General features: G+C 45.1%; 17 protein-coding genes and 1 pseudogene. 12 read left to right on the top strand and 6 right to left on the bottom strand.

What is annotated here, in order from left to right:
- Positions 1-5: 5 nt before the first annotated feature.
- The 3 genes from GUA98_RS07955 (at position 6) to GUA98_RS07945 (ending at position 2,557) form a co-directional block, all read left to right on the top strand.
- Complete coding sequence (locus tag GUA98_RS07955; RefSeq protein WP_193722653.1) at positions 6-725, top strand: GntR family transcriptional regulator; 720 nt, start codon at positions 6-8, stop codon at positions 723-725.
- A gap of 277 nt (positions 726-1,002) precedes the next feature.
- Entirely contained in the window at positions 1,003-2,109 is a 1,107-nt protein-coding gene (locus GUA98_RS07950; protein WP_193722652.1) for a peptidylprolyl isomerase, read from the top strand.
- Positions 2,110-2,257: 148 nt separating this feature from the next.
- Positions 2,258-2,557 carry a hypothetical protein gene (locus tag GUA98_RS07945; RefSeq protein ID WP_153978801.1) on the top strand — a complete coding sequence of 100 codons (300 nt, stop codon included), beginning with the start codon at positions 2,258-2,260 and terminating at the stop codon, positions 2,555-2,557.
- A gap of 183 nt (positions 2,558-2,740) precedes the next feature.
- Here GUA98_RS07945 and GUA98_RS07940 read toward each other — a convergent pair whose 3' ends face one another.
- The 3 genes from GUA98_RS07940 to GUA98_RS07930 all read right to left on the bottom strand — a co-directional run bounded on the left by GUA98_RS07940 (position 2,741) and on the right by GUA98_RS07930 (position 6,011).
- Entirely contained in the window at positions 2,741-4,186 is a 1,446-nt protein-coding gene (locus GUA98_RS07940) for a serine hydrolase domain-containing protein (RefSeq protein ID WP_227779484.1), read from the bottom strand.
- A 68-nt stretch (positions 4,187-4,254) separates the two neighbouring features.
- A complete protein-coding gene (locus tag GUA98_RS07935; protein ID WP_153978800.1) occupies positions 4,255-5,352 on the bottom strand; it encodes a sensor histidine kinase in 1,098 nt (365 codons plus the stop codon).
- A complete protein-coding gene (locus GUA98_RS07930; RefSeq protein ID WP_153978799.1) occupies positions 5,337-6,011 on the bottom strand; it encodes a response regulator transcription factor in 675 nt (224 codons plus the stop codon). The genes GUA98_RS07935 and GUA98_RS07930 overlap by 16 nt, the downstream gene beginning before the upstream one ends.
- A gap of 281 nt (positions 6,012-6,292) precedes the next feature.
- Between GUA98_RS07930 and GUA98_RS07925 the strand changes: the two genes are divergently transcribed.
- The 4 genes from GUA98_RS07925 to GUA98_RS30270 all read left to right on the top strand — a co-directional run bounded on the left by GUA98_RS07925 (position 6,293) and on the right by GUA98_RS30270 (position 8,476).
- On the top strand, positions 6,293-6,961 hold the full coding sequence (locus GUA98_RS07925) for a hypothetical protein (protein ID WP_153978798.1): 669 nt from the start codon (positions 6,293-6,295) through the stop codon (positions 6,959-6,961).
- A gap of 183 nt (positions 6,962-7,144) precedes the next feature.
- Positions 7,145-7,729 carry a hypothetical protein gene (locus GUA98_RS07920; protein ID WP_193722650.1) on the top strand — a complete coding sequence of 195 codons (585 nt, stop codon included), beginning with the start codon at positions 7,145-7,147 and terminating at the stop codon, positions 7,727-7,729.
- Positions 7,730-7,831: 102 nt separating this feature from the next.
- Complete coding sequence (locus tag GUA98_RS07915) at positions 7,832-8,065, top strand: XRE family transcriptional regulator (protein ID WP_193722649.1); 234 nt, start codon at positions 7,832-7,834, stop codon at positions 8,063-8,065.
- Positions 8,066-8,077: 12 nt separating this feature from the next.
- Positions 8,078-8,476 carry a DUF3888 domain-containing protein gene (locus GUA98_RS30270; RefSeq protein WP_415753003.1) on the top strand — a complete coding sequence of 133 codons (399 nt, stop codon included), beginning with the start codon at positions 8,078-8,080 and terminating at the stop codon, positions 8,474-8,476.
- On the opposite strand, the gene GUA98_RS07905 is transcribed toward GUA98_RS30270, so the two are convergent.
- Entirely contained in the window at positions 8,441-9,313 is an 873-nt protein-coding gene (locus GUA98_RS07905) for a helix-turn-helix transcriptional regulator (RefSeq protein WP_193722647.1), read from the bottom strand. The two genes, GUA98_RS30270 and GUA98_RS07905, sit on opposite strands and share 36 nt — an antisense overlap.
- Before the next feature lie 321 nt (positions 9,314-9,634).
- Here GUA98_RS07905 and GUA98_RS07900 point away from each other — a divergent pair, with 321 nt between their 5' ends.
- The 4 genes and pseudogenes from GUA98_RS07900 to GUA98_RS07885 all read left to right on the top strand — a co-directional run bounded on the left by GUA98_RS07900 (position 9,635) and on the right by GUA98_RS07885 (position 21,887).
- Positions 9,635-16,018: a GDSL-type esterase/lipase family protein gene (locus GUA98_RS07900; RefSeq protein ID WP_193722646.1), complete on the top strand. Its 6,384-nt coding sequence runs from the start codon at positions 9,635-9,637 to the stop codon at positions 16,016-16,018.
- 248 nt (positions 16,019-16,266) lie between these two features.
- A complete protein-coding gene (locus GUA98_RS07895; protein WP_193722645.1) occupies positions 16,267-17,028 on the top strand; it encodes a kanamycin nucleotidyltransferase C-terminal domain-containing protein in 762 nt (253 codons plus the stop codon).
- A 407-nt stretch (positions 17,029-17,435) separates the two neighbouring features.
- Positions 17,436-19,433: an FUSC family protein gene (locus tag GUA98_RS07890; protein WP_193722644.1), complete on the top strand. Its 1,998-nt coding sequence runs from the start codon at positions 17,436-17,438 to the stop codon at positions 19,431-19,433.
- 168 nt (positions 19,434-19,601) lie between these two features.
- A pseudogene (locus tag GUA98_RS07885) lies at positions 19,602-21,887 on the top strand (DEAD/DEAH box helicase).
- Between the two features lie 103 nt (positions 21,888-21,990).
- On the opposite strand, the gene GUA98_RS07880 reads toward GUA98_RS07885, so the two are convergent.
- Positions 21,991-23,001, bottom strand: a complete 1,011-nt coding sequence (locus GUA98_RS07880) for an aminoglycoside phosphotransferase family protein (RefSeq protein ID WP_193722643.1) — start codon at positions 22,999-23,001, stop codon at positions 21,991-21,993.
- A complete protein-coding gene (gene rsgA, locus GUA98_RS07875; RefSeq protein WP_193722642.1) occupies positions 22,998-24,071 on the bottom strand; it encodes a ribosome small subunit-dependent GTPase A in 1,074 nt (357 codons plus the stop codon). The genes GUA98_RS07880 and rsgA overlap by 4 nt, the downstream gene beginning before the upstream one ends.
- A 458-nt stretch (positions 24,072-24,529) precedes the next feature.
- Here rsgA and GUA98_RS07870 point away from each other — a divergent pair, with 458 nt between their 5' ends.
- A complete protein-coding gene (locus tag GUA98_RS07870) occupies positions 24,530-25,084 on the top strand; it encodes a class I SAM-dependent methyltransferase (protein WP_193722641.1) in 555 nt (184 codons plus the stop codon).
- The last annotated feature ends 356 nt before the right edge of the window (positions 25,085-25,440 follow it).

Below are 25,440 nucleotides of genomic sequence, written 5' to 3'. Positions count from 1 at the left end.
CAGCAGTGTCCTTGAAGCGCAAGCAAGGTCCTTTATATCAGCAAATTCAAAAAATTCTCAAAGACCGAATACTCCATGGGGTATATCCTCTCGGAAGCATCATCCCATCTGAGCCGCAGCTGGAGAAGGAATTCGGTGTTAGTAAAATGACGGTCCGCGGTGCGGTCCAGGAGCTATCTCAAGAAGGATATGTGCAGAAAAAAAGTGGTGTTGGCACGATTGTGATGCGCAATACCTCCCATCAGAAGCTTTCCAAGGGAAAGCGGTTTACAGAGCTGCTCGTAGAAGAGGGCCATAAACTGGAAAAGAGAGTGCTGAACTCCCAATTAGTCACCAATGATGAAGGGACAGAGGAATATAACCGCTTCGGTCCGTTTTGCCAGCGGATTGAAAGGCTCTACATTCTGAACGGTCGGCCTTATATCCATCTCATACACTTCCTGGCTGCAGCTGCCCTGCCGGCAGGTACACAAGAAATGAATACAGATATTCAATCGCTGTACGACTCACTGGAGGAGAACGACATTAAGCTGGAAAACTTCAGGGACCGTTTCTTTGTAGAGCCAGCACCTCCCGAGGTGTGCCACCTGCTGGAGATCCCAACGGGGATGCATGTGCTCAAGCGCCTGCGTAACTCCTATGACGGGGAAGGAAGACTAATAGAGCACAGTATCGGCTGCTACAATACAGAGCTTCATCATTATCTGGTCAGTTATGACACCTGAATTAAGCCATGGAACCGTGTGGCATTAAAAGTCGCTAATAGCGGCTTTTTTTGATTGCTTCATAGTTTTTTCGATTTAAAAACAAAAAATTGTATTGTCTGGATATAAAATTACCGGGTTTATCTATTCAAATCAAATCGATTGAGAACACATATAAACGAATCGAATGAATAAGGATTTAAGAATTTTTATGTTATTTTAAGGTATTATTTTCCGAATACATTATATTTAATTAAAAAGTAGATTTAGGAAAAGACCTAAGGGGGATCATAATTTAATGGACAACAACAAGCCGTCGCAACCTGACAACGAAGAAGAAGTGAAAGATTCTTTAACCGCAGAGCGGGAAACAACCGAGCAAGAAACAACGATTCTGCCCGAAATGCAAGAAGAAGAGAATCAACAGCATTCATCCGAGGTTCAACCACAAGTGGTTAAAGGGAAAAAAAGCGTGGTCTGGATGGCAATCTCGGGGGTTCTAGCTGCAGCACTTATCGTTGTACTTGTATATCCACCGTTTGGTGGGGGCAGGGAGTCTGTGGCTTCGGTCAATGGGTCGGACATTTCTAAGGATGAGCTGTATAATGAATTGGTTTCACTTGGTGGCGAGAGCACACTAAACAGCATGATTACAATGAAGTTGATCGACCAGGAAGCTGCAAAAGCGAACGTCTCTGTTACTGAACAGGATGTGAATGCCGAGATCAAGACTCTAAAAACCCAATATGGCGGTGAAGAAGGGCTTAACACGGCACTTTCTCAATCGGGTATGACCATGGATTCACTCAAGAAAAATACGGAAGTCCAAGTGAAAATTCGTAAAATTCTTGAACCAAAAACGACTGTAAAAGATGAAGATATCAGTGCCTATTATAAGGAGAACAAAGCAACATTCGCCACACCGGAGCAGGTGAGAGCATCTCATATCCTTGTGAAGACAAAAGAAGAAGCGGATGAAATCAAAAAACAATTGGATGAGGGAGCAGACTTTGCAACCTTGGCAAAAGAAAAATCCACAGATACAGGCTCTGCAGCGAATGGCGGGGATCTTGGATTTTTCGGAGAAGGTGAAATGGTAGAAGCATTTGAGAAAGCAGCCTTCTCCATGAAAAACGATGAGATTAGCGAACCCATTAAGTCCGATTATGGTTACCACATTATCAAGAGGACAGATTATAAAGAGGCAACCAATCCAACTGAGGAAGACAAAAAAGAAGATATTCGTAACATACTGGTTGACCAGCAGGTCGGTGAACTTAGTACCAATTGGTTGAGCGAATTGCGCTCTAAGGCAAAGATTGTGAACACACTTGAGCCAGCGGATGAAAGCACGGATGCGGCTGCAGCCTCCACTACGGATACAGAATCCTCTGCCAAGGAATAATAGTAACGACAGATGGAATAGTAACATATAAACAGCTGACAAATTCGATTGTAAGGTTCGAGTTTATCAGCTGTTTTTCTTGTTTGTGAATGATAAAGATTAAAGAGTAATCTAATAAGGAAGAGATCATTGAAGGTGGGGAAATGATATGAATAAAAATTTTTCTTTACTATTCCTTGTAATAATCGCCTTACTAAGTGGATGTCAACGCCAACCAAAATCCGAAGTTGTTAACATTACAGAAGAGCAAGCTAAGCTCATAGTAGAGCAATACCATGAGAAGAATAACAATCATAGTATGGTTGGTTCAATCGATATCACTTCGGTAAAACACATCAATAATCAATACGAAGTGAGGTGGGAAAGGAAAATCAACTGTGAAAACGGGATAGATCTTGTGAGTGACCAAGATGGGACTATGGGAGACAGTGTGGTATCTATTTGCTAGACTCATCGGGTTCAAGAGTAGTGCACCTGATATAAAACGATACTTTCTTTGATGATGATCCTATTTGGCTGGCTTCCAATGAACCTTATGACAAGTAAAAATCATTTTTAATGTCTCCGTTGCTCCATTATAAACGAGTCTGCATTAAAAATGGCTTCGGAATTGAAGTCATATGAACGGATGTTAATTCAACCGACTGTTCTTCTTACACTGTACATAGACGTAATAATAGCAAGACAAATGCACAACATTGACGATGGACCATACAACAAGCCAGATGATTGGAGTCGACAGCATAGTCCAGATACCAAACCAAGGCAGCACACGTCCTCCACCGATAAACGTCATCAATGGGGAAAGGGTCAAGAGAATGAGGATCGGGGTCAGCCTTCCAATCGTTATCAGAATTATTTTGCTGGTCGTCAGGCGTTTGTTTCTAAGGCGGATGTGAAAGTAGGCATATATGCCCCATACAAGCGTAGCGATGATCAGCGCAATCATAATCATTTCCACGTTTCGACCATTCACAAATGAGGTTTCAGGTTTTTCCCCTCTCATGATCTTCGCGATGTCATCAATAAAAGTCGAGTAATTCACAGAAGCGTTTAACCCGGAGTTGAACATTACCGCAATGCCCATCTCCTCGTCCAAATAAATCTTTTCTTCTGACTTGTATGTCCAGAAAATGCCGCTGTGCGAGATGATTCGGCCGTGAGATTCTTCTTGGTCAGCAAGCCAGCCCATGCCGTAGGAACCAATGGTCCCCGCTGCGTGATATTGTTTCATTAGGGTAGGAGAGAGTAGCTGTCCTTGATATTGAGCAAGCATCCATCGGGACATGTCCTCGGCGGTTGAAACGATGCCTGCCGGGCCTTCAATAAACCATAACGGCTCCTTCTGTCCTACCGCCCGTCCCAAACTCAAGTAATGTCCTAGCGGAATAGCTTCATTTCCATAAAATTGCTGCGTTGTACGGACACTAAAGGTATGGTTCATACCTAGCGGCTTAAAAATGTGGTTATACAGATAATCTGAAAACCGCTCTCCGCTCACATTTTCCACGAGGTTCGCCAGCAGCACGTAATTGGGATTATGATAGCTGTAGGCTGTTCCAGGGCTATGGGCAAGTTGAACCTCGCTTAATAGCTGGTTTACTTCATGCAGCGCCTGAAATTGCGGTTTCCTCGTCATATCTGGATTTACTTTGTCATTGAGACCGCTAGTCTGATTCAATAGATGGCGGATCGTGATGTTGTGAACGCGGGGATCCCGTACAGAATGCTTTGGAAAATAAGTATCGTAAGCCGCATCCAGGTCAATCTGGCCGTTGTCCGCTAACTGCAGTATGGCGAGTGCGGTAAAAGACTTGCTTAACGAAGCAATGGGGAAATGAGTGCCGCCCGTAACCTTTTGACCATCTTCAAATGTTCCGTAGCCTTTTGCATAAAATACTTCATCTTCTTTAACAATGGACAGTGAGGCAGCCTGCATGTGATTGGCTTTCATACTCCGATGCATATATTCGTCGATGTCTTGCAGGATTTCTGATTTGTCACGGACTTCTGTGGCTGAAACCTGGCTTTGCCAGACTGAACATAACAACAGTGAACAGGCGATTGTAATAAACATTCTTTTTTTCATTTTTAGCATCATAGCACTCCCATCATTCAAGATAAGGAAATGCTATCAGAATATTTTCAACTATTTATCAACTCGATCCCAATACTTGCCGTGACGCTTCCACCGCCATGAGGTCCATTTTCAATCAACAGGCTTCCATCATGTTTGTCGCAAAACACTTTACAAACGTATAGGCCCAGCCCACGATGTTCGGATGCATCCCACACTTCGCCCCGGTAAAAAGGCAGGACAGCTTTGCCTAGGGCATCTTTTGAGAAGCCCGGTCCGTCGTCTGTGACGTTAATTATCATAAAGCTTTTCTGAATGTCATAGTGAACATTCACTTGGCTGGCAGCATATCGAATTCCGTTAGCCACCATATTCTCGAAAATTTGCATGACGATATAAGGGTCTACGTTGATTTGGACATGATCATATTCCATGTAGGCGACGAAGGTTTTGCCAGATTGCCTTGCCATTTGTTTGGCACTGTCGTTCAGCAGCGTCATAAGCGTGATTATATCCATCGACTGACGGCGTACGGGGACATCTTCTAGTTTCTGAATCGAGTTCATGGCCTCCGCATAGCTCTCGAGACGCACGATGTGAAGATTCATGGTGTGGATCAGTTCCAGCGCCTTTTCTTCAGACAATTTCTTTTCCGGCAGATAGGCTGCGAGTAGCTCGGTGTTTCCTTTTAAAACTGAAAGCGGTGTTCTCAGATCATGAGCAAAAATGGCATTCAGTTTCTTGCGTTCCTCAACCGATCGCCAGAGCGTCCTTACGTTTTTCTCTAATGTTGAGCGCATGTGTTCAAATGCTTCGATTAGCTCGCCCATCTCGTCCCGGCTGTCGTAGGAGATGCGGAAATCCAGATCGTTGGCCGAAATTTTCTCCGAAGCTTGTTTGAGTATCTCCAGCGGACGTTTTAGTTTCCATCTGTAAAACAGGATGGACATGGTAACAATCCCGGCTGCCACCGTAAGCATAACCATCGCAACGAGGGAGGGCAGAATCCAATCTGATTCTCCGAAACGCTGCCGCAGCTTCTCCGCCCAGGCGAACTCCATAGTTACTACGGCGAGCACAGCAATAACAGTGGCTGCAGATAGTAAAATAAAAGATTGCCGTAAGGTAAAACGCTTGAATAGCCGTCCATTTATGTGCTTGGCCATTTGTATCCTACTCCCCAAACGGTTTCGATTCGGTCATCGCATCCGTACTCTTTGAATTTAGAGCGAATTCGCCTGATATGTTCCGCGATTACATTACTATCACCATGGTTGTCCCAACCCCAAATTTTTTCGTACATGCGTTCCTTTTCGAACACGATATTGGGATGTGTGGACAGCAGCTCGATGATCTCGAACTCTTTTTTGGCCAGTGGGATTTGCTTATCCTGGTAGTAGAGCACCCGTGCTGTATAGTCAATAACTATACCATCATTAAATCTCACCGAGGATTTGGTGTGGATACGCTGTTCCCTGCGCAAATGAGCTTCAACCCGGGCACCCAGTTCGTGAATGCTGAAAGGTTTCAGGATGTAGTCGTCACCTCCGGCCCGAAATCCGGCTATTTTATCCGCATCTTCGATTCGAGCTGTTAAAAATAAGATGGGGCACGAGACAAAATTACGGATTTGCTCGCATAATTGGAGCCCGTTCTGTTCAGGCATGTTGATATCTAGCAAAACAAGGTCGGGCTGTTGTTCGACTTTCCGCAGCGCTTCACTGCTATCCTTGGCCGTTAGGACATGATATCCATTGATTTCGAAATAATCGGTCAGCAGCTTTCGAAGATCGGCTTCATCGTCCACGATTAGAATTTTGTTCATCAATGCTCAGTCTCCCGTCAACCATTTTTAAATCAGCATAGCAAAAAACTATACATAATAAAATCTCCATCGAATAGTGGGCGCTAAACGGATCATCTTAGAATGAACTCTAAATACAAAGTCATACTGGAAATAACCTTTCCACCATAGCTTATATAAAGGGAAGGCTATTTAACTTATTTGAATAAGAATGTTGATAAGTGGGTTAATAACGGGGGAATTGACAATTCTGATAAATGTAAGCAGCTACACAAAAAAAGTATAAGGGAAGGTGATTCTTTTTGGATCTTGTCATTTATTCGGCACTGGCACTAATTTATTTGTTTCTTGTGGTCAGGATTGCTGCTCAATTATCTGGAAAAAGACAATGGCTCAATTACGCCATCTTCCAGATTTTTGTATTGTTCAGTCTTGCGTACGATAACGGAATTATTGCAGCAGGTCGCTTCATAGGTGAAGGAGAGCTGCTCAAGGGACTTAGCAGTGTTCGATTTTGGCTTCATGCCTTTGCTACACCCACGTTGGTACTTGTAGGCTACTACATCCTGCGCAGCTCGCAAGTCAAGTTTTCAAAACACATCATTACACATATTGCGGCGTGGGTAATAACAGTGGGCCTTATCATTTACCAAATTGTAAGTTCAACCTTACAGGAAGTAAAAAGCCTTATACCCATAGAAGAATATGGGGTTTTGAGGTATACGTCAGAAAGTCTGGCAGGTCCGCCATTCATGGTGATCATCGTTGGTTTTCTGCTGTTGTTAATAGGTATAATCGTCCTAGTAAAACAAAAATGGGTATGGCTGTTTGTTGGTACCTTGCTATTGTTTGTAGGTCAAGCGCTCCCAATACCTGTAGCAAGCACAGCTGTAACCAATATATTTGAATTGATCCTCATGGTGTCCATCTGGATCACCACTTCAAAAGCTTTAGATTCACAGAGGCGATAAAGTTTCCATTCATACGAGCTGATATGTAGTAGGGAGAAAAGTGAAGTGTCTAGTGAATGAGTGATCAACTCGTTCATTAGACTTTTTTTAGTTGTGGAAGAATAACAAAATTCAATATGCGAACGAACGGGATAGTTGAATTCAACGAAGGGTACAATACTACAAAAACGATGGGGGTGCTCTTTGTTTAAACAGGTTGTTTCATTGATTTTAATTTGGACTGTATCGCTCGGGCTCAATGCGGAGCCACTAGTTGCAGCTGCTAACTCTAAGGGTGTTTCTTTAGATATTGAAATGCAAGAGTTACAACGCGCTGCCGATTTTAAACTGCTAGTACCATATAACTTAGACCGGAAAGTTAAGGTTGAAATAAAGAATCCGTATCCATATGTACCTGGTCAACCTGTTTCCGAAATTAGACTTCATTTCTTTGATGATACCGGACAGACATATTTGTTGGCAGTAGAAGAACACAAAGCAGTTGGCTACAAAACAGAACGTCAAGTCACTAACGTAGACCTTCGAAATCAGACAAGTGTTACCAGAACTTTTGTTGAAGATTTTAAGTTTAGTGAACGTGGAGAGAAAATTAACATTGACGGAACCGAAGGGCGATTTGAAAGGTGGGCTAACCGAATGCCAGGAGGATACCTACGATGGATTCAGGACGATACTTATATTGAAATCGACAGTAAAGTCTTTACCAAAGAGGAAATGATGGATTGGGCTAGTCACTTTTCGATGATGAAAAACGATAATACACCATAAAACTTGCTGGACATATGAGACAAACATACGTAAGGAAAGACCCAAGCTGACAAACGGGCGCATAAGGTTAAAATATAATGTTACACAGGAGGTTATCGTTTCTTGAAATTCGAACTAGGGCGCTGCTTACTGAATGAACGCTTGATGGAAGCCGGAAAGTCAGCAGAGTGGCTGGCAAAGGAATTGCTTTTTAAACCGGAACGTGTCTACGACTTTATGGAAAACAAAAGAGTAATGCCGCTTAAAATTGCTATATCGATCGCCGACTCTATCGGTTGTGATGTTCGTGCGTTGTATGAATTAATTCCGGGTGATCTCGAAGTAAAGGGAGAATGATGGAATGTTGACGTGCGCTATCTCAATCCGGAGGTGAAGTCCTTGTTTGGAAGCGTGATAAGAAGATTACTTGTATCGCTTCTCTGTCTGACCCTTATATTAGAACCTACTAAAACCTATGCTGAAACCGATACAAATTGTAAGGAACAAAGACTGATTCTAACTCTTTTAAGTCCAAAAATAGAAGAACAACTAACTCTCTTTTATATAGATCGATTGAAAGAGAAGCCTATGTTTGCTCCTTTTCTGGGTGGGAATGACCTAAAGTTAGAATACCATGTGTCTCATATTATTGCCCGCGTCAAGGTTGAACCTTACGTTGGTCCTCACTTAAGTGTTGGTCAGGATCTGATTACATTCCATATAGACGTTTGGCTACTCATAATAGATGGCCTCGTAAGGAAACGCTAACTTATTCAAGCGATATTCTTTGGGTGACATGGACATATATTGCCGAAAAACTTTGCCAAAATAGCTGGGACTCTCAAAGCCGCATTGTTGGCCAATTTGGGAAATTGGAAGCTCAGTAGTGCGGAGTAGTCGGACTGCAACTTCAATCCGTCTGTCTTTGAGATAGGCTAGCGGTGAAGTTTTCTCTGATTTCTGAAATAATCTGCACAAGTAATGCTTATTGATATCACAGTGGCTGGCCAGCACATCCAGCGTCAATGGAGCAGCATAATTCTCCCGGATGAACTTTTTGCATTTCTCGATCGTAGTAATCGAAAGGACGCCGATATCCCTCTCCGCATCCCGACTCGTCTGAACCAAGATAAGCAGCCACTGATAGACTTGCATGGATAAGCGATACTTGTCCGTTACTTTCTCCTGATGAATTAAATGAATGATTTGCCATAACTCCTGAATCAAGGGAGAATCCGCGTTTCGTTGAATGACATGACCTTCGTTATCATGAATCATATCCCAGATTCGGTTCGCTTCATCCCCGCGAATGTTTATCCAGATAAATTCCCAAGGTTCATTATTCTCTTGTTTATAGTAATAGCAATGCTCTCCAGAGATTTTAACGAGCAGCGCATGTCCCTTCGGTAAGGGAAGCGTTTGATTATCAATGTCCAGATAACCCTGTCCATTAAGGGTGTATTGAAAAACAACGTGGCCGGGGTCTGGTCTATCGTCACTTGGACAGCGATATTGCTCGCTGGAGACGATCTGCCATCCAATAGAGTCCAGTGTCATGATTGATGTATCGTCGTTACGAAAAGCATACGAGACCGTATGGACCATACTTTTATCCCCTGCCTAAAAAAGTCAATTTTCTTATATAATACGTCACATTTTTTAGATTGTCTGCCTTTTTTTACACCTGTAAGATAATTGTAAGCGGTAACATAAGGAGGGGGTGACTATCGTTTGTGTTCCTTTGGTTAGCGAAAGAAGTTTTCCTGCAACAAAGGAATAGTGCTGCACAAGTGCAGCGAATGACAACATCATGCAGGGCGGATTGAACTGAATTCCTGGGGCTGTCTTAAAACAGAAGGACTTCTTTCCCCAGATTTGACCCCAGATTTGAAGTAACAATTTTTGGATAAAGGAGGAGCTAATCCAATGGACCGAAGAACTGTTTCCATCCAGAAATCGATATTTGTATCTTTTCTAGCATTCCTTATGGTTATTTCATTGGCTGTACCTCCGGCTCCGGCACGCGCAGAGTCATCCGACATCCTGACGGGCCGCCAGGGAGAATATCTTAACCGAGGGCTGGTTGCAGTTCTCGTAGACAATGGCGTTTTTTTAAGCTGGAGGTATTTAAACAATGATCCTGATGGGATCGCTTTCAATATATACAAAAATGGAACCAAAGTGAACGCGTCACCGATCAGCGAAGTGACGAACTATGTGGACACAACCGGCTTCGACAGCTCGCAATATCAGATATCCACCATCATTGAGGGCAAGGAGCAGATACAGCCAGAGGTTGTATCGGTCTGGCATAACGATTATCTGCCTATTCCACTTGATAAGCCGGCCGACGGTCGGACCAAGGACGGCGGAACTTACTCTTATTATGCTGGAGATGCTTCTGTTGCGGACTTGGACGGTGATGGTGAATATGAAATTGTCTTCCTGTGGAGTCCGAGCAATTCTAAGGACAATTCTCAGGCAGGTTACACCGGCAATGTCTATATCGACGCCATCAAACTGGACGGCACGAAGCTATGGAGGATTGACCTTGGAGTCAACATCCGTGCCGGAGCCCATTATACGCAGCTCATGGTATACGATCTGGATGGCAATGGAAAAGCCGAAGTCGTTGTGAAAACAGCTGATGGCACAAAAGGCGGACAAGGCACGATCATTGGTGACGGGACAAAGGATTATCGCAATGACGGCGGATACATACTGTCAGGGCCGGAATATCTCACACTTTTTGACGGTGAGACTGGCGCGGCTATATCGACCGTTAATTATGATCCCCCAAGAGGAAACGTCAGTGATTGGGGTGACGGCTATGGTAACCGTGTAGACCGTTTCCTTGGCGCGATTGCTTATCTGGACGGCACGAAACCGAGTGTCGTGATGAGCAGGGGTTATTATACCCGCACTGTGATTGTTGCTTATGACTATGTAGGCGGGGAACTCGTCAAGCGTTGGACGTTCGACACCAACGAAGCAGGCTCACAATATCAAGCACAGGGCAACCATAATCTAAGTGTGCTGGATGCCGACAATGACGGCAAGGACGAGATCATGTTTGGCGCCTTGGCCATCGATGATGACGGCAGCCTTATGTACAGCACCGGACTTGGACACGGTGATGCAATGCACGCTGGCCAGCTTGACCCGAACCGGGATGGTTACCAGGTGGTAAGCGTGCACGAGCATTCGGATGCGGCATACGGATTGGAGATGCGCGATGCAGAAACTGGTGAAATTCTCTGGGGTGAGAAAACTGGTTTTGACACCGGTCGCGGGATGTCAGCGGACATTGATCCGAACTATCCGGGCTACGAATCATGGGCCACGACCGTTACCAACGGTCAAAGTGTACCTGTAACCAATACCTATTCGGCTGCAGGAGAGGCGATCTACACGGTGGACGAAGGACCCAAAACTGCCAACTTCGCCATCTGGTGGGACGGAGATCTTCAGCGAGAGCTGTTTGACCATCAGTGGGATAACAGTACCGCCAAAGGAATTCCACTCATTTACAAATGGGATTACGAAAATAAAAAGCTGAATGAAATCTTCCGGGCAACTGGTACGTTAACGAACAACCATACCAAAGGAAATCCAGCGCTACTGGCCGATATTTTGGGTGACTGGCGTGAGGAAATTCTACTGCGAAGCGAAGATAGCTCGGAATATCGTCTCTACACGACGACCATTCCATCAGATTATCGAATCCCAACGCTGATGCAGGATCCTGTGTATCGACTTGGCGTGGCCTGGCAAAATGTTGCCTATAACCAGCCGCCTCATACCGGCTTCTATCTTGGAGCGGAAGCTACAGCATTCCCTAAAGCCAATCTGTCACTGACGCGAGAAGCAGAAATGCTGGATCCTGTCTATCGTTTTGACTTCGGTACCGAGACAGCGTCAGGGAATACGGCAGTACAGGATACGCTTTACGCACCAGATCCGGGATACGGATTCATAGAAACAAGTGGTGTTACGGTAGGGGCAGACCAGGTTTCCGTCGAGACCGGAACGACATTTGCTGTTGACCTGCCGGATGCCAACTATAAGGTGACCTTGCGGCTGGGTAATGACGGGCGTGACTCCAACGTTGGCGTCAAATCCGAATATGTCCAGAAGCTAGCAATGACCAATGTAAAAGCGGGCGAACCGCTGGAGTATTCCTATGACATTGCCCTGGTGGATGGTCAGCTTGATTTCCTCTTTACGGGAACAGCCATAGATATCCAAGACATTATCATAGAGAAATATCCGAATAAATCGGCCGGTGCCGCAACGACGATCTATATGGCCGGTGATTCAACCATGCAATCTTACAGTGAGATGCAGGCACCACAAGAAGGGTGGGGTCAGCAATTCGGTCGTTATTTCTCAAATGGGGCAGTGATCGTGAATGATGCGATCGGCGGCCGAAGCAGCAAATCGTTTATGGTAGATGGTCGTCTGGATACGATACTGCAGCGAATCAAGCCGGGAGACTTCTTCTTCATTTCCTTCGGTCATAATGATGCCAGTGCAGGTATACCGGACCGTTATGCATCACCTGAAGATTATAAGATATACCTGGCTCGATATGTAAACGGTGCCAAACAGCGCGGTGCAACACCGGTATTGCTTACTCCGGTTGGACGCAGAGATTTCAATACCGTAACTCAGGAATTCAATGTCAGCTTCCCGGCGTATGTGCAGGCTGCCAAAGAGGTAGCGGAGGAGCTGGATGTGCCGCTGATTGATCTCAGTAAGCTGAGCATTGCGTACTACGACAAAATCGGTAATGCTGCAACGGAGAAAGTGTTCCTTTACGCTAATCCGGGTGAATATCCGAAATACCCGAATGGAATCAACGATAATACCCACTTCAGTCGTTATGGCGCGCAGAAAATTGCCGGACTGGTTGCTAGTGCGGTCAAGGACATGGAGTTGAGTATTTCTTCTCTAGTTATCGACCCTGATATGTCCGAGCCGGAACCGGAGCCGGAAGTTCAGCTCTATGAAGAGGATTTTGAAGGCGACGCTGCAGGCTACCAGTATGCGATGGTTAATGCTACGGGTATTGCAGGAACGATGGCGGGAACAGTTGTTGAACAAAGCGGAAATAAAGTACTATCCGTCACGGGATCTGGATCAGGACATCGGGCTAAAGTGTTCCGTATGTTCGATGCCGTAAACGGCGATCAGGTAAACGTGAAGTTTGATTGGCAATCGGGCAACGTAAGTGCCTATCCGTCAGAGGGGCATCTTACCATCATGGATTCTAACGAAAATGCGCTTTTCACACTGTATACGAAAACCGGAAGTTCCAAAATTCATTATTATGTCGGTGCTTATAATCCGGACTACGGCACAGGCGATACAGCGATACCTGAAGGGGGAACGGCTACAGAAATCTCCAAGAACCAGTGGGTCAATGTCGATGCAACCGTTCATTTTGCCAAGAAAACGCTGGATCTGACGATAACGAACCTAGCGGATCCGACAGTTACGCAGACAATTGAAGGTATCCAAATGAGTTCCGGTGCCTACGCGGACAACGTCAGAGCCCTTCGGTTCTTGGGTACGAGAAAAGGCGGTGGAGGCACGTTGAACTGGACCACTCAGATCGATAACGTGCGAATTGAAGGCACACAGCTCCCTTCCGAAGGTGGCGATCAAACGGCCTTGATTGCTCTGTATGATGAGATCAAAGAATTGGATCTGTCGGAATATACAGACGCATCGAAAGCTGTGGTGAATCGGGCTTTGGCAGCTGCGGAGGCCATATTCAATTCCGAAGCCACTCAGGCTCAAGTTGACCACGCGTTTAACATGTTAACCGTCGCCAAGAATTCATTGACCAAAGAGGCAGCAGAAGAGGTAACTGAGTACAAGTTTGATTTTGGTTCCGGCAGCGCTGCTGATGGATACATCAAGGTAGATGCCAAGAGAGCGTACATCGAAGGCAATGGGTATGGCTTTGCCGATACTGCGCTGACCGAAGATATAAACCGGGAAACCGGAGATGCGCTGAAGGAGGATTTTACGCGGGTAAACGGAACTTCCTTCCTGGTGGAAATGGAACCAGCCAATTATCGGGTAACGATGACCGTTGGGGATGCAGAGGAAACGACCAGCGCAAGTGTCATTGTGGAGCAGATGACGAAGCTACCGCTCACAACCATTGCCAAGGGCGATTTTAAAGAAATCACAACGGATATTGCACTGATTGACGGCGTATTTAACTTTGATTTCTCTGGAAATACACCGAAGATTAATGCACTGAAGATTGAACGTCTGCCTGAAAACGGGGCGGGGGATAAGCCTGTTATTTATTTAGCGAGCGATTCCACCGTAGCCAATTACGCGGAGAACTATCGTCCTCAAGCAGGCTGGGGCGAAACGCTGGGCGGATATTTTGATCAAGATGAAGTCAGCATTGATAACCGGGCAGTCGGTGGTCTCAGCAGTAAAACCTTCCTGGTTGGTGGATATCTCAACGATTTACTGCTCGACATCCATGAAGGCGATTATCTGTTTATGCAGTGGTCTCATAACGATTCCACACCGTCCCGTCCGGAGCGTTATCTTACGCCTGAGCAGTTCAAGGTATACTTGAAAGAATACATTGATGGAGCTCGGCAAAGAGGCGCGATTCCAGTTCTGGTCACACCAGTGAACCGTCGTGATTTTACTGGAGAGACCCTGAACAAAAGCTTCCCGGAATATGTTAAGGCGATGAAAGAAACGGCAAACGAGACGGAAACGCTCATCATCGATCTGAACCAGGCAAGCTGGGAATATTTCCAGAAGCTTGGCACGGAAGGAACCAAATCGATTTTCATGTGGGTAGGAACAACGGAAGACAATACACATTTACAGATGAACGGTGCAATCAAGGTATCTGAACTTGTGGCACGTCTTGTGAAAGAATTGAATATACCGCTGTCAGCCTTTGTCACACTGGATGGGGAATCACCGGAACAGACTGCCCCCCATACCACGGTATCCGTGGATGGAGATGAGCATGACGGGTGGTATACTTCACCAGTACAAGTAACCTTTACAGCGAATGATGAAGATTCCGAGATCGAAGGAACCTATTATCAAATCAATGGTGGCGAAACGGTGAGTGGCACACAGTTGACTCTAAGTGAAGAAGGTACACACACCATCACCTACTGGAGCGTCGATGTGGGTGGTAATCAAGAGAGTGAACAGTCTCTGACCCTGTCTATTGATCTCGTACCACCAACCATTGAAATTCAAGGTCAAACCGAGTACACCATTGATCAGCAGGTGGAAATTGGCTATACAGCCGCTGATTCAATATCCGGCGTGGCAGAACCGACGGGTGTGCTCCTGGACACTCCTGCTTATACACTGGAACCCGGCCTGAACAAGGTGACGGCAACCGTCTCCGATTTGGCTGGCTGGGAACAGACGGTAGAATATAGCTTTGGAGTTATTGCTACATTCGATAGCCTGATTCATCTGACTAATTCCTTTGCGAATGAATCGATCGATCCTAATGCAAGTGCTCTTGCTGAGCAGCTTGCGAACACATTACAGCAGGCCAACCAGGCAGCTATCAATCATGAAGGAGCAAAAGCACGTCAACTTCTTGCATCTTACGGTAATGATGTTCAAGCTGCCAGAGGAACCGTATTTACGGATGAGCAGGCCAATGTGCTGCTTAAGTGGGAGGAATGGATCAATCAAGCAACTCCACTAGCGAACGGGGCCCCTGGAACGCCTGTGTTATCTGACAATAACGGTTACGACACGGGTCTTAAAGATGGGGACTACACGGTCACGATGAATTTGTGGTGGGGCAATAACGGCAATCAGTTCAAACTGTATGAGAATGGAGAATTGATCAAGGAAATTGCACTGGTCGATCAATCACCATCCGCTCAGTCTGTTCAAGTTGATATTACCGGAAAGAAAAATGGCACCTACATTTATACCGGAGAGTTGATCAATTCACTGGGCACAACGATGAGTGTTCCGCTGACAGTCACTGTTACCGATGCTTCTCCGGGGCAAGCCGTTCTATCAAACGACAACTGGGACGGTGACGGCAACTATAATATCAGCATGAATCTGTGGTGGGGAACGAACGCAACCGAATACGAACTTTACGAAAATGGTAAGTTGATCGACACACAGTCGCTGCAATCGAATACGCCTAATGCACAATCTGCGGTTACGGAAATTACTGGAAGGACACCTGGTATCTATGAGTATGAAGCTGTACTTCGTAATTCTTCAGGGGAAACCAGATCTTTCAAGTTAAATGTAACCGTACAAAAGTAGGCTGAAATGTTTAAGGTATTCCTTTACCACAAGTGATTTAGAACTGAAGTAGATTAGGTATATTAAAAGTGCTATTCCTCATCCATCTGAGGAGTAGCACTTCTTTAATTTTCAGAAATCGTAAAAAATACGTGATCTTTTACTAAGCCGAGGATAATTAACAATGAACCATCTAATCCAACGGGCAGCTTAGTTCCGTGAATGTTAAAATATATGAGACCATGATAACATCGAACAGGAGGGTTCATATGCTGCCTTTTCCAGCCGGTACAAGTCGAAAAGAAAAATTGGATTTTGTGTATGAGATAAAGGACAAGTTGATGGATAAATATGATGAGGACATTGAAGCTATTGGCATCTATGGTTCGCTTGCTCAAGGAAAAGACGGCCCTTATTCAGATATAGAATTACATGTTATTTGTCGAGATGGAGCGAACATACCTAGCCATGAATTAATCTATCATCCATTCAAATTGGAGATTTCTACAAAGCAGACATCGGAATGGTTGGATCAAGCGTGTTCAGTAGACGATGGGTGGGCAGTTAAAGCGGGAAGCTTATTACACATCACCTCTTTGTATGATCCGAAAGGGATATTTGAACGGGCGAAAGAAGCTGCACTTTCCGTACCTGAAGAAGCATTTAGAGAAGTGATCGCAGAATTTATCATTTGGGAGCCGTACGAAACGATGGGCAAAATACGAAATATGCGAGTTACGAATAATCTATCTTATCTACCCCGTGCTGTTTTTGATTTCACATGGCAAAATGCAAAATTAATTGGTCTGTTGAACATGCAATACTATACCAGTAGAGCGGTAACTCTCGAAGAATCTTTATCTAGACCAATTAAGCCAGAAGGATATGTTGAGCTCGCGAGAAAAGTAATCAGTGGAGATTTAACTGAAAAGGAAGAGCTTTATCAGCTCTGTGAAAATCTCTGGTCTGGGCTGAACCGTCTAATTCAGGAGTTAGGGATTGAGTATCGAAGCGAAAAACTGGAACTCTGACAGTCTGTTATGCATCTCTGATTCCTTCTTCAATGATGGGGAAACGAACAACCCAAATTCTTGTTTTCAAGTTGAAATCTCTTCATGCTCGGTCACGAATATGTAAATCTACATACATTTATGGTTAGACTACAAAGAAGGACGTTCCTAAACAGGACGTCCTTTTTTTACTATGCTAACTACAACGTGACTGCTGATTCGAAAGTGGATCGTAGCGGATGTAAGAACATGAAGACTGTTCTCAAAAAAGAGCCTGCACCATTACGGTTAAGGAACACGCTACTTAGGCCAAAATATTGGAAGATATTACGAAGGAAGAGTTTGCGATGTTCAGCAGTCTGTTATCCCGTATCGAGAACAATGCAAGAGCTTATACACAAAACTAGGATGAAATAGAGGTTTGTAAGATGGATCATACTCAATTTACTCATGACAACAGACGACGTCCTAAACATCCGTTTCCGAAGAAAGCAACGTATAGAGAAGCCTTCCGTATCAAACCGCTTCCGCTCAATTGGTTCAAGGGAATTGGCTCGGCGATCAGTGTGGGAATTCCTTCTTTAATCGGTTTTTTGATCGGAGATCCGGCTCTTGGCATACTAGCTTCCGTCGGAGGTTTTACTTTTCTCTATGTATCGAATGAACCGTATTCCCAGCGTGCTGTAAGATTATTCTGGATTGCGCTTGGATTAACTGCTTCATTTGCACTCGGTGCGTTAAGCTCTTATAACGGTGTACTTATGGTGCTTATGTTTGGAGTTGTTGGGTTTCTGAGCACCATGCTGTTTAAGCTTTTTGAAATAGCCGGCCCTGGAGGCTTGTTTATCGTCCTTGCTTATGCGATTGGCACTTCCATGCAGCATGAACCGGCTGTGCTCGGATCCAAAGTGCTATGCGTATTGCTGGGTGCCATTTTTGCCTGGATCGTTGCTATGACAGGAGTGCTTGTAAATCCGCACCGTAACGAGAACAAGGCCGTTTCGGCGGTATACCAGAGCTTGGCGAGTCTTCTGTCATCGATCGGAATGGATACGTATGCAGAACGGCAGCATCAAACGGCGTTTCTCATCAAGCAGGCAGAGCGAACATTATCCCATGCCAAGTTGTTCGGAGAACGGAATCGGAACAATGATGTTTTGGCAAAATTGATACGATTAAACGTACAAGCTGAAGCAATATTTCTTTCTATACTCGATGTCTCGCAAGAGAAAAAGCATGAGATGGAAGATCAGCTCGCCGAATCACTGCACACCATGAGCAATCAGTTTCGTGATAAGGACAAGGAAAAACATGTAAACATTCAAATATCGGAAGAAGGAAGCAGTACTTTTCTAAGAAATCTCTATGAAGACGTTATGTTCGCATATGAGATACATTCTGGGACAGTTAATTTGAGCCCTACTCCAGCGTCGTCTGGTGCCGAAGAGAAGAAAAATGTAAGTGGTACGGATCTATTTAAAAAATTGTTCAGCAGGGATTCTCCTATCCCTTTTATCGCTCTCCGTTACGGAACCATAATTTTTATTTCAGCAGCTATTGCGTATGGTTTCCATTTGAACCGTTCGTATTGGGTTCCGTTATCCTCGGCTGCAGTTATGGGAGGCGGGACATATGTCAGTAATCTGCATCGCGGCATACAACGTTCGGTGGGCACGATCATTGGGATTTGGATAGGGGCAGCCTTGCTATGGCTAAAACCTGCTGGCTTGTTTGTTTCGTTAACACTTGCCGGATTGCAGTTTATCGTGGAATTAATCTACGCCCGAAATTATTCGCTCGCAGTTATGTTCATTACTCCCAGTACCCTTCTGATTGGAACGACAATCAATCCAGCTCTGACTAGCGGGTATTTCATATCCGCCAGGCTCGTCGATATCATTATTGGAAGCATCGTGGCCATTGTCGGGACGGCGTTGTTATGGAGGAAGCTTTCTTCTAAACGGTTGCTTACCGTTTTTTCTGATGCTGTTGAAAAAGAAGGGGAAGTGTTGATTTCCATGTTAGAGAGTGAACATACGCCAATTCAAGCCTTCAAACAACAGGAGCTCCAACATGAATTGCTTCAGCTCCGTATAGTATATGACAGTGCATTAGCGGAATCCCTTCGCAGGGATGTAAAGGTTACAAGTCTTTGGCCTGCAGTGGGGGATTGCTTGCACCTGGGTTACATGTTACTCGCAGCGTACCGCCATCCTTCAAGAGAAGTAGCGGAAGAGCGGGTGCATGAGTACAAGGTCTATTTCGAGAGGCTTAGACACTCCATCAAAGATAATGAGAACCTCTGTATTGACGTGCCGGACGTGCCAAGTCTGCCTGAATACCCTTTAATCCATGAAGATCTTGCTCAATTACACGATTCTATACGTAATGAATCCCTTAAGAAGGGGATGGAATTGCACGGCTAGAATATTTATTAGAACGAATTGGAAAGTAACCCAACATTCACATTCTCATTTGTGAAAAGAATACAATAATTCCTTTGATAGTGAGTAGTTTTTAGAATTCATGTTGTCCAATCCAAGTGCACTTCATTGAGCAAAGGAAGTGCACTTCCACTGAGGAGGGATCAACCCGTGAATGTAGTCACCAAGTTGATGAGTGAACTCAAAGATCGCGATAGCCGGCAGCAGTTGAAAGGTTATCGAGACCAAGTGAAACTCATCAGAAAGAGGAATTTGGAGGCCTGGGACGATGAACGACTTCAAGAGGAATCACATCGACTGAAAGAGGAAGCGTTAGGAGGCAGAGCTCTGGATGAGCTGCTTGTCGATGCTTACGCTTTAGTCTGCGAGGTGGCGAAGAGAAAGCTCGGATTAAACCCGTACGATGTACAGATCATGGCAGCCATCGCTCTGCATGAGAGATTTCTAATCGAGCAGCACACGGGTGAAGGAAAGACACTCTCCGCTGTTATGCCTGCTTATCTAAATGCATTGACAGGCAAAGGCGTGCATGTGCTGACGTTCAACGATTATTTGGCCAACCGAGATGCCGAGTGGATGGGACCGATCTATCGCTTTCTTGGGTTAAGTGTAAACTCAGTTCAAGCGGGCATGAATCTATATGAGAAAAAGAAAGCCTACGCTAGCGATATCACCTATGTGACAGCTAAAGAAGCAGGATTTGATTACTTACGCGATACGATCGCGCTCAACGAAGTTGATCTGGTTCATCGTCCGTTCCACTTCGTCATCGTCGACGAGGCGGATTCGCTGCTTCTTGATGAAGCACGGGTGCCGCTAGTTATTAGTGGAGAGTCGGGCTCTTCCAAGAATGACGACATACGTTTCGCAAAAGTGGCTTAGCAGCTCAAACAAGGAGAGCATTACGAATTCGATGAATTCCAACGGAACGTTTACTTGAATGAAGCAGGCTCAGCGAAGGTAGAGTCACTGCTCAGATGCGGCAATCTGTATGATAGCCACAATACACATTTGTTAACGTCATTAAATTGTGCGCTGCATGTGGAAACGTTACTAAAAAGAGACGTCGATTACATCGTCCGAGACGGTGGAATCGAGTTGATTGACGAATATACGGGCCGAGTGGCTGAAAACAGGTTTTTACCTGACGGACTGCAAGCCGCGCTTGTAGCCAAAGAAGGGCTGCAGTGGACGGTAGGCGGGAAAATTCTCGGCACGATTACTATTCAACACTTCATTAGCCTGTATCCGGGTATTTGCGGAATGACGGCTACAGCGCATGCTTCTGCAATGGAATTTGAACATATCTATGCACTGCAGGTCATGCGAATTCCGCCGTACCAACCGAATATACGGATTGACCACCCGCACCGAATTTATACTCATATAGAAGCCAAACGAAAAGCGCTTGTACAGGAAATTTCGTCTGTCCATGAGACGGGACGTCCGATTCTCATTGGTACATCCAGTGTTGAGGAGTCCGATGACTTAGCGGAAGCGCTGGCGAAGGTAAATGTACATTGCCATGTTTTAAATGCAAAAAACGACGCAAAAGAAGCCGAAATTATCGCTAAAGCAGGAGAAATGGGTGCCGTAACTGTTTCTACAAATATGGCAGGACGAGGCGTAGACATTCGGCTCGGAGGCGGAAATCCTGAGCAGGCAGGATTGGTCGCCAAACTGGGAGGCTTATACGTAATCAGTACATATGTGAATGAAAGCGTGCGGATTGACGATCAACTACGCGGGCGTTCTGGCCGCCAGGGCGACCCGGGATCCTCCGTATTTTTCGTAAGTTTGGAAGATGAGTTAATGGTTCAGTTCGGCATCCATAAATTGGTTCACGTACCTAGGCAGGATGAGGCTATCGATGATACGGTGCTTCTCAGTAAAATCGAGCATATTCAGCGCGTTATTATGGGTCAGAACTTCGATATTCATCTGGAACTGAACAGTTATTCGGATATGGTGGAAGATCAGAGGCGAATCCTATACGCCGAACGACTTAAGATTTTAAAAGGCGATATACCGATGAGCCCCTCGGAACAGAGGATACGTCTTTTTTATATCGATGAGTTCTGGGCGGAACATCTGGCATATGTTTCTTACCTTCGCGAAAGCATCCACTTGGAGAGCATAGCCAGCAGCAATCCAATCGACCAATTTCATATGCAAATCACCCAGGCCTACGAGCAAATTTCGGTTAAAATCGATCAGGCATCTCAGAAGATGCTTCTAAGACTTGGAGATTCAAATGATCCATCGGAGTGGGAAAAGCTCGGTCTGAAAAGCCCTGCATCTACAAGGACTTATATTATCAACGATCAGTACAGCGAAAACAGACGCAGCTTATGGACTGGAACGACCGTCTTTGCTTTTTGGGGCAGCCAAATTTTGAGATGGGCACTATGGCCGGTGTATAAGAAGTCAAAATAATGATTAAAAGTAGTATTTCATTTTATTTGAATCAATTGATGCTGCAAAAAAAACTCCGAAGCCCACGACATTCAGGGTTTCGGAGTTTCTCTGTCAGGACAGATTAAATAGTGATGCTCTTCATTTCATGGATTTTTTGGAGCATTTGAACAAGTATTATCTTCTCTTCATCATCCTCTGTGTGGAGATAACTCTCCACAAACCTGTATCCAAAGACGAGCAGGATCATTTCATAGACGCAATGGTCTGCAACAGGGGGTGCATCTGCATATTCAGAAAATCCCTGGTAATACGCGGGAACACACCGCTTGTAGTAATCGACCATGGAATGAACATCCGCTTCATCCGCAATCAGACTTGCTAAATCTTCGCCCAAGTAGCCCCATCCCGATGTATCCCAATCAATGAGCGCAATTTTCCCATCAGCATAGATCAAGTTGGTCACCCAGAAGTCCCTATGGCATAGCACAAGGGGGAGTTTTTCGATGCGGTCAAATATTTCGCCTGCGTGCTCATCAATGTCGATCAGCATTTGCCGCACATGCTTCGGGAATGCGCAGTCCTCTGAACGTATATAGTCGTAGACAACCGGCCATGACCGGTAGTGCAGATAGGTGTTTTTCATGAGGTTTGCATGGCTCAGGTTAGTCAGGCTCTGCAGCACAGCAGGTTGTTTGGCATACAGTTTACCTTGAAAGCGTCCCAGTTCCAGCGCGGCCTGTTCATACATGTCACCGGTTAAGTCTAAACCGGATACGCCATCAATATATTCAAGCCATAGATGGAATTCATCTTCTTCGGTATTCATCTCGGCGTAATAACATGTTGGCCAGCGCAAGGCATTGGAGAAGGTTTCACCCAATTCAGATGCATAGAGGTCATATTCCCGGCGCCATGAGCCTGGATCATTGTAACGATTCCATTGCTTCTGAATTTTTAGCACGATGCGGTATGACAATTTTTCGCTCTCGGGTGTTTCGGCAACCCCCGTCACCAAGTTTACATTTCCCACCGTACCGCCATGTAATGGCGTGGTTTGGTAATTGGCCGAGATGATCTCTCTCTCAAATATTCTGTGTAAGACAGCGTTCAGCGTTTCGGATTTGATATTCATATCTTTTTACCCCCGTTTTTTTTCATGTTCTTGCTATACATGGCGAGCGTTTTGCTTCTCGCCCTCTTGTTCATGAGGTAACTCGTTTTATCCTGGACATACCTGTTCTCATGGAGTTGGGCGAGATAATGTTCCCACCGCTCACGATACAACGAACCGTCGGCAATCGCGGTAAGAACAGCACAACCGGGCTCGGTCTGATGGCGGCAATCCGCGAATCGGCATTGAGGGAACCATGCCTCCACATCGGTAAAACTTGTGCGTAAGCCTTCATCGGCATCAAAAAGACCAAGCTCCCGCATACCCGGGGTGTCGATGACCATACTTCCGGAGGGAAGCATGAACAGCTGACGATGGGTTGTTGTATGCCGCCCCCGGCAGTCGACCTCCCGGATCTCCTGAACCTTCATTACGTTCTGTTCCATTAATGCATTGAGGAGAGACGATTTACCAACGCCAGACATACCGAGAAAGACAATTGTTTTGCCAGGCATGAAATAGGAATTGAGTTCGTTCAGTCCCATGGCTGTACGACTGCAGATTGCGTGAACCGGCACACCAGGAATACTTTCTGTGACTTCGGAGAGTGGGATAGTATAATCTGGGGCGAGATCAGCCTTGGTCAGAATGATGACCGGCTGACCGCCGCTCTGCCTGGCTTGTGTCAGGTACCGCATGATGCGGGAAACGTTGAAATCTCCATTCAGCGATGAAAGGATAAACACATAGTCAAAGTTGGTTGCAACGACCTGTTCCAACACGGTTTTGGTATAACCCGTGGCATGACCGGAGTAATCCGCGCGTGAGAATTTGGAGCGGCGGGGCAGTACTGTAGCGATGAGCGAGTCTCCGCTCTCGTTGTAGTGCAGCAAGACAAAATCCCCGACGCATGGAAAGTCCACACGTGTTGCCGCGCCGTGATAAAAGGTTCCTTTAAGAACCGCTGTTACTTCCCCGCGCTCGGTCATGACCGTGAAGCGCTCGCGCCTAAGCTCTGTCACCCTGCCGGGCAATAACCCGCCTTGCACTGCATCTATCTCTGTATATCCATAGGTTTTCAAATCAATCATGTTATTGGGTAGCTCCTTTAATGTTGTTTTTTGGACGCAAAAATGCCACGGACAAGCAGCCTCTTAAGAAGCTGCTGTCGCGCGGCATCAGGACGCAAAAAAGATACGACCTTCATCGTATCTGCAAACAGCAATATTCACGAAAGGTTACTTTGGATGGCATACCAAATAATGCGGGCGTTTTCCCGCTTTTTTCATGTATGCCAACTATTCAGTTTTAAGACGAAACCACCATATAAGTAGCTGCCATTAAAAACATCTCCCTTCGTGTAAGGAACTAGCTTATCACTAAGCTCTTTATAAAATACCCTTTTCTTCCAGAAAAATCAATTGAAAAATGCAACTTACCGAAAACGATGCTTCCTCTAATCTTAAGGAACATTAGCGTTTACATTACAGAGAAAGTATATTATAGTTATTAAAGAGTTATTTTATCTGTAATTAAAGGGGAGATCAACATGAATCCAAAATTACAAAAGAAAATTAACAACTTAGAAAATATCGAAAGATTTCCTGCAGAGGAACTATTGGAGCTGCTGCCCATCAAGAAAACCGACAATGTATTGGACCTTGGGGCGGGCACTGGCTATATTTCCATGTCCATTGCTGATCGAGTGAACACCGTATTTGCATTGGACAATGATAAGGATGTTCTTGAATATTTGGAAAACCAAGCGACGGAGAGAGGTATTACGAATATTAACTCTGTTGTAGGTGACTTCAGAGAAATCCCGTTAGGTAACCAGGTTGTTGATATAGCTATTGCATCCATTTCTTTACACGAGGTTAAGCCTCTTGCAACAGTTTTGAAAGAGGTCAACAGAATATTGAAAGACAGAGGCTTGTTCTTATGTATCGAATTAGAAAAGTCAGAGACTTCAACGGGTCCGAGAGTTTCTTCCAAAGATATGGAAGTGGAAATGCTTGATGCTGGCTTCACCATTGTTAATAAGATCTACCCGTCGACCCAAATTGCCAACCAATCTGTCTATATAATCCTTGCTCAAAAGTAAAAAGGGCACTTATATTCTGCTGAAATATAAACAAAGCTTAATATGAATGAACGCGGGGCTTTCGATATCATCGGCAGCCTCGTTAATCTTCAGATGAATTTACGCTTGTATCCTGTTGCTCCTGCATGATATGGAAAGATATAACTTATATGAATTCTTCACCTTCATGTAAGAAGGGGTGTGTATTAACTTCCCCTTGTCCTGCCACTGGTTTTGGTGGCGAGAAGTATGAAAGCGTTTGACTTATTCGAATATCGATCTATAATTATGAAGGAAATTGGACGAGGACGGGAACTGACGAAGTGTCCTGATATGTGTCCGCCTGAATGGATCGAAATGCCGACGAGCTTCAAAGT

This window comes from Paenibacillus sp. P13VS, from assembly GCF_015143645.1.
GTDB lineage: Bacteria > Bacillota > Bacilli > Paenibacillales > Paenibacillaceae > Paenibacillus > Paenibacillus xylanilyticus_A.
Note: the sequence above shows the minus strand (reverse complement) of the source record. Positions and strands in the feature narration are given on the sequence as shown.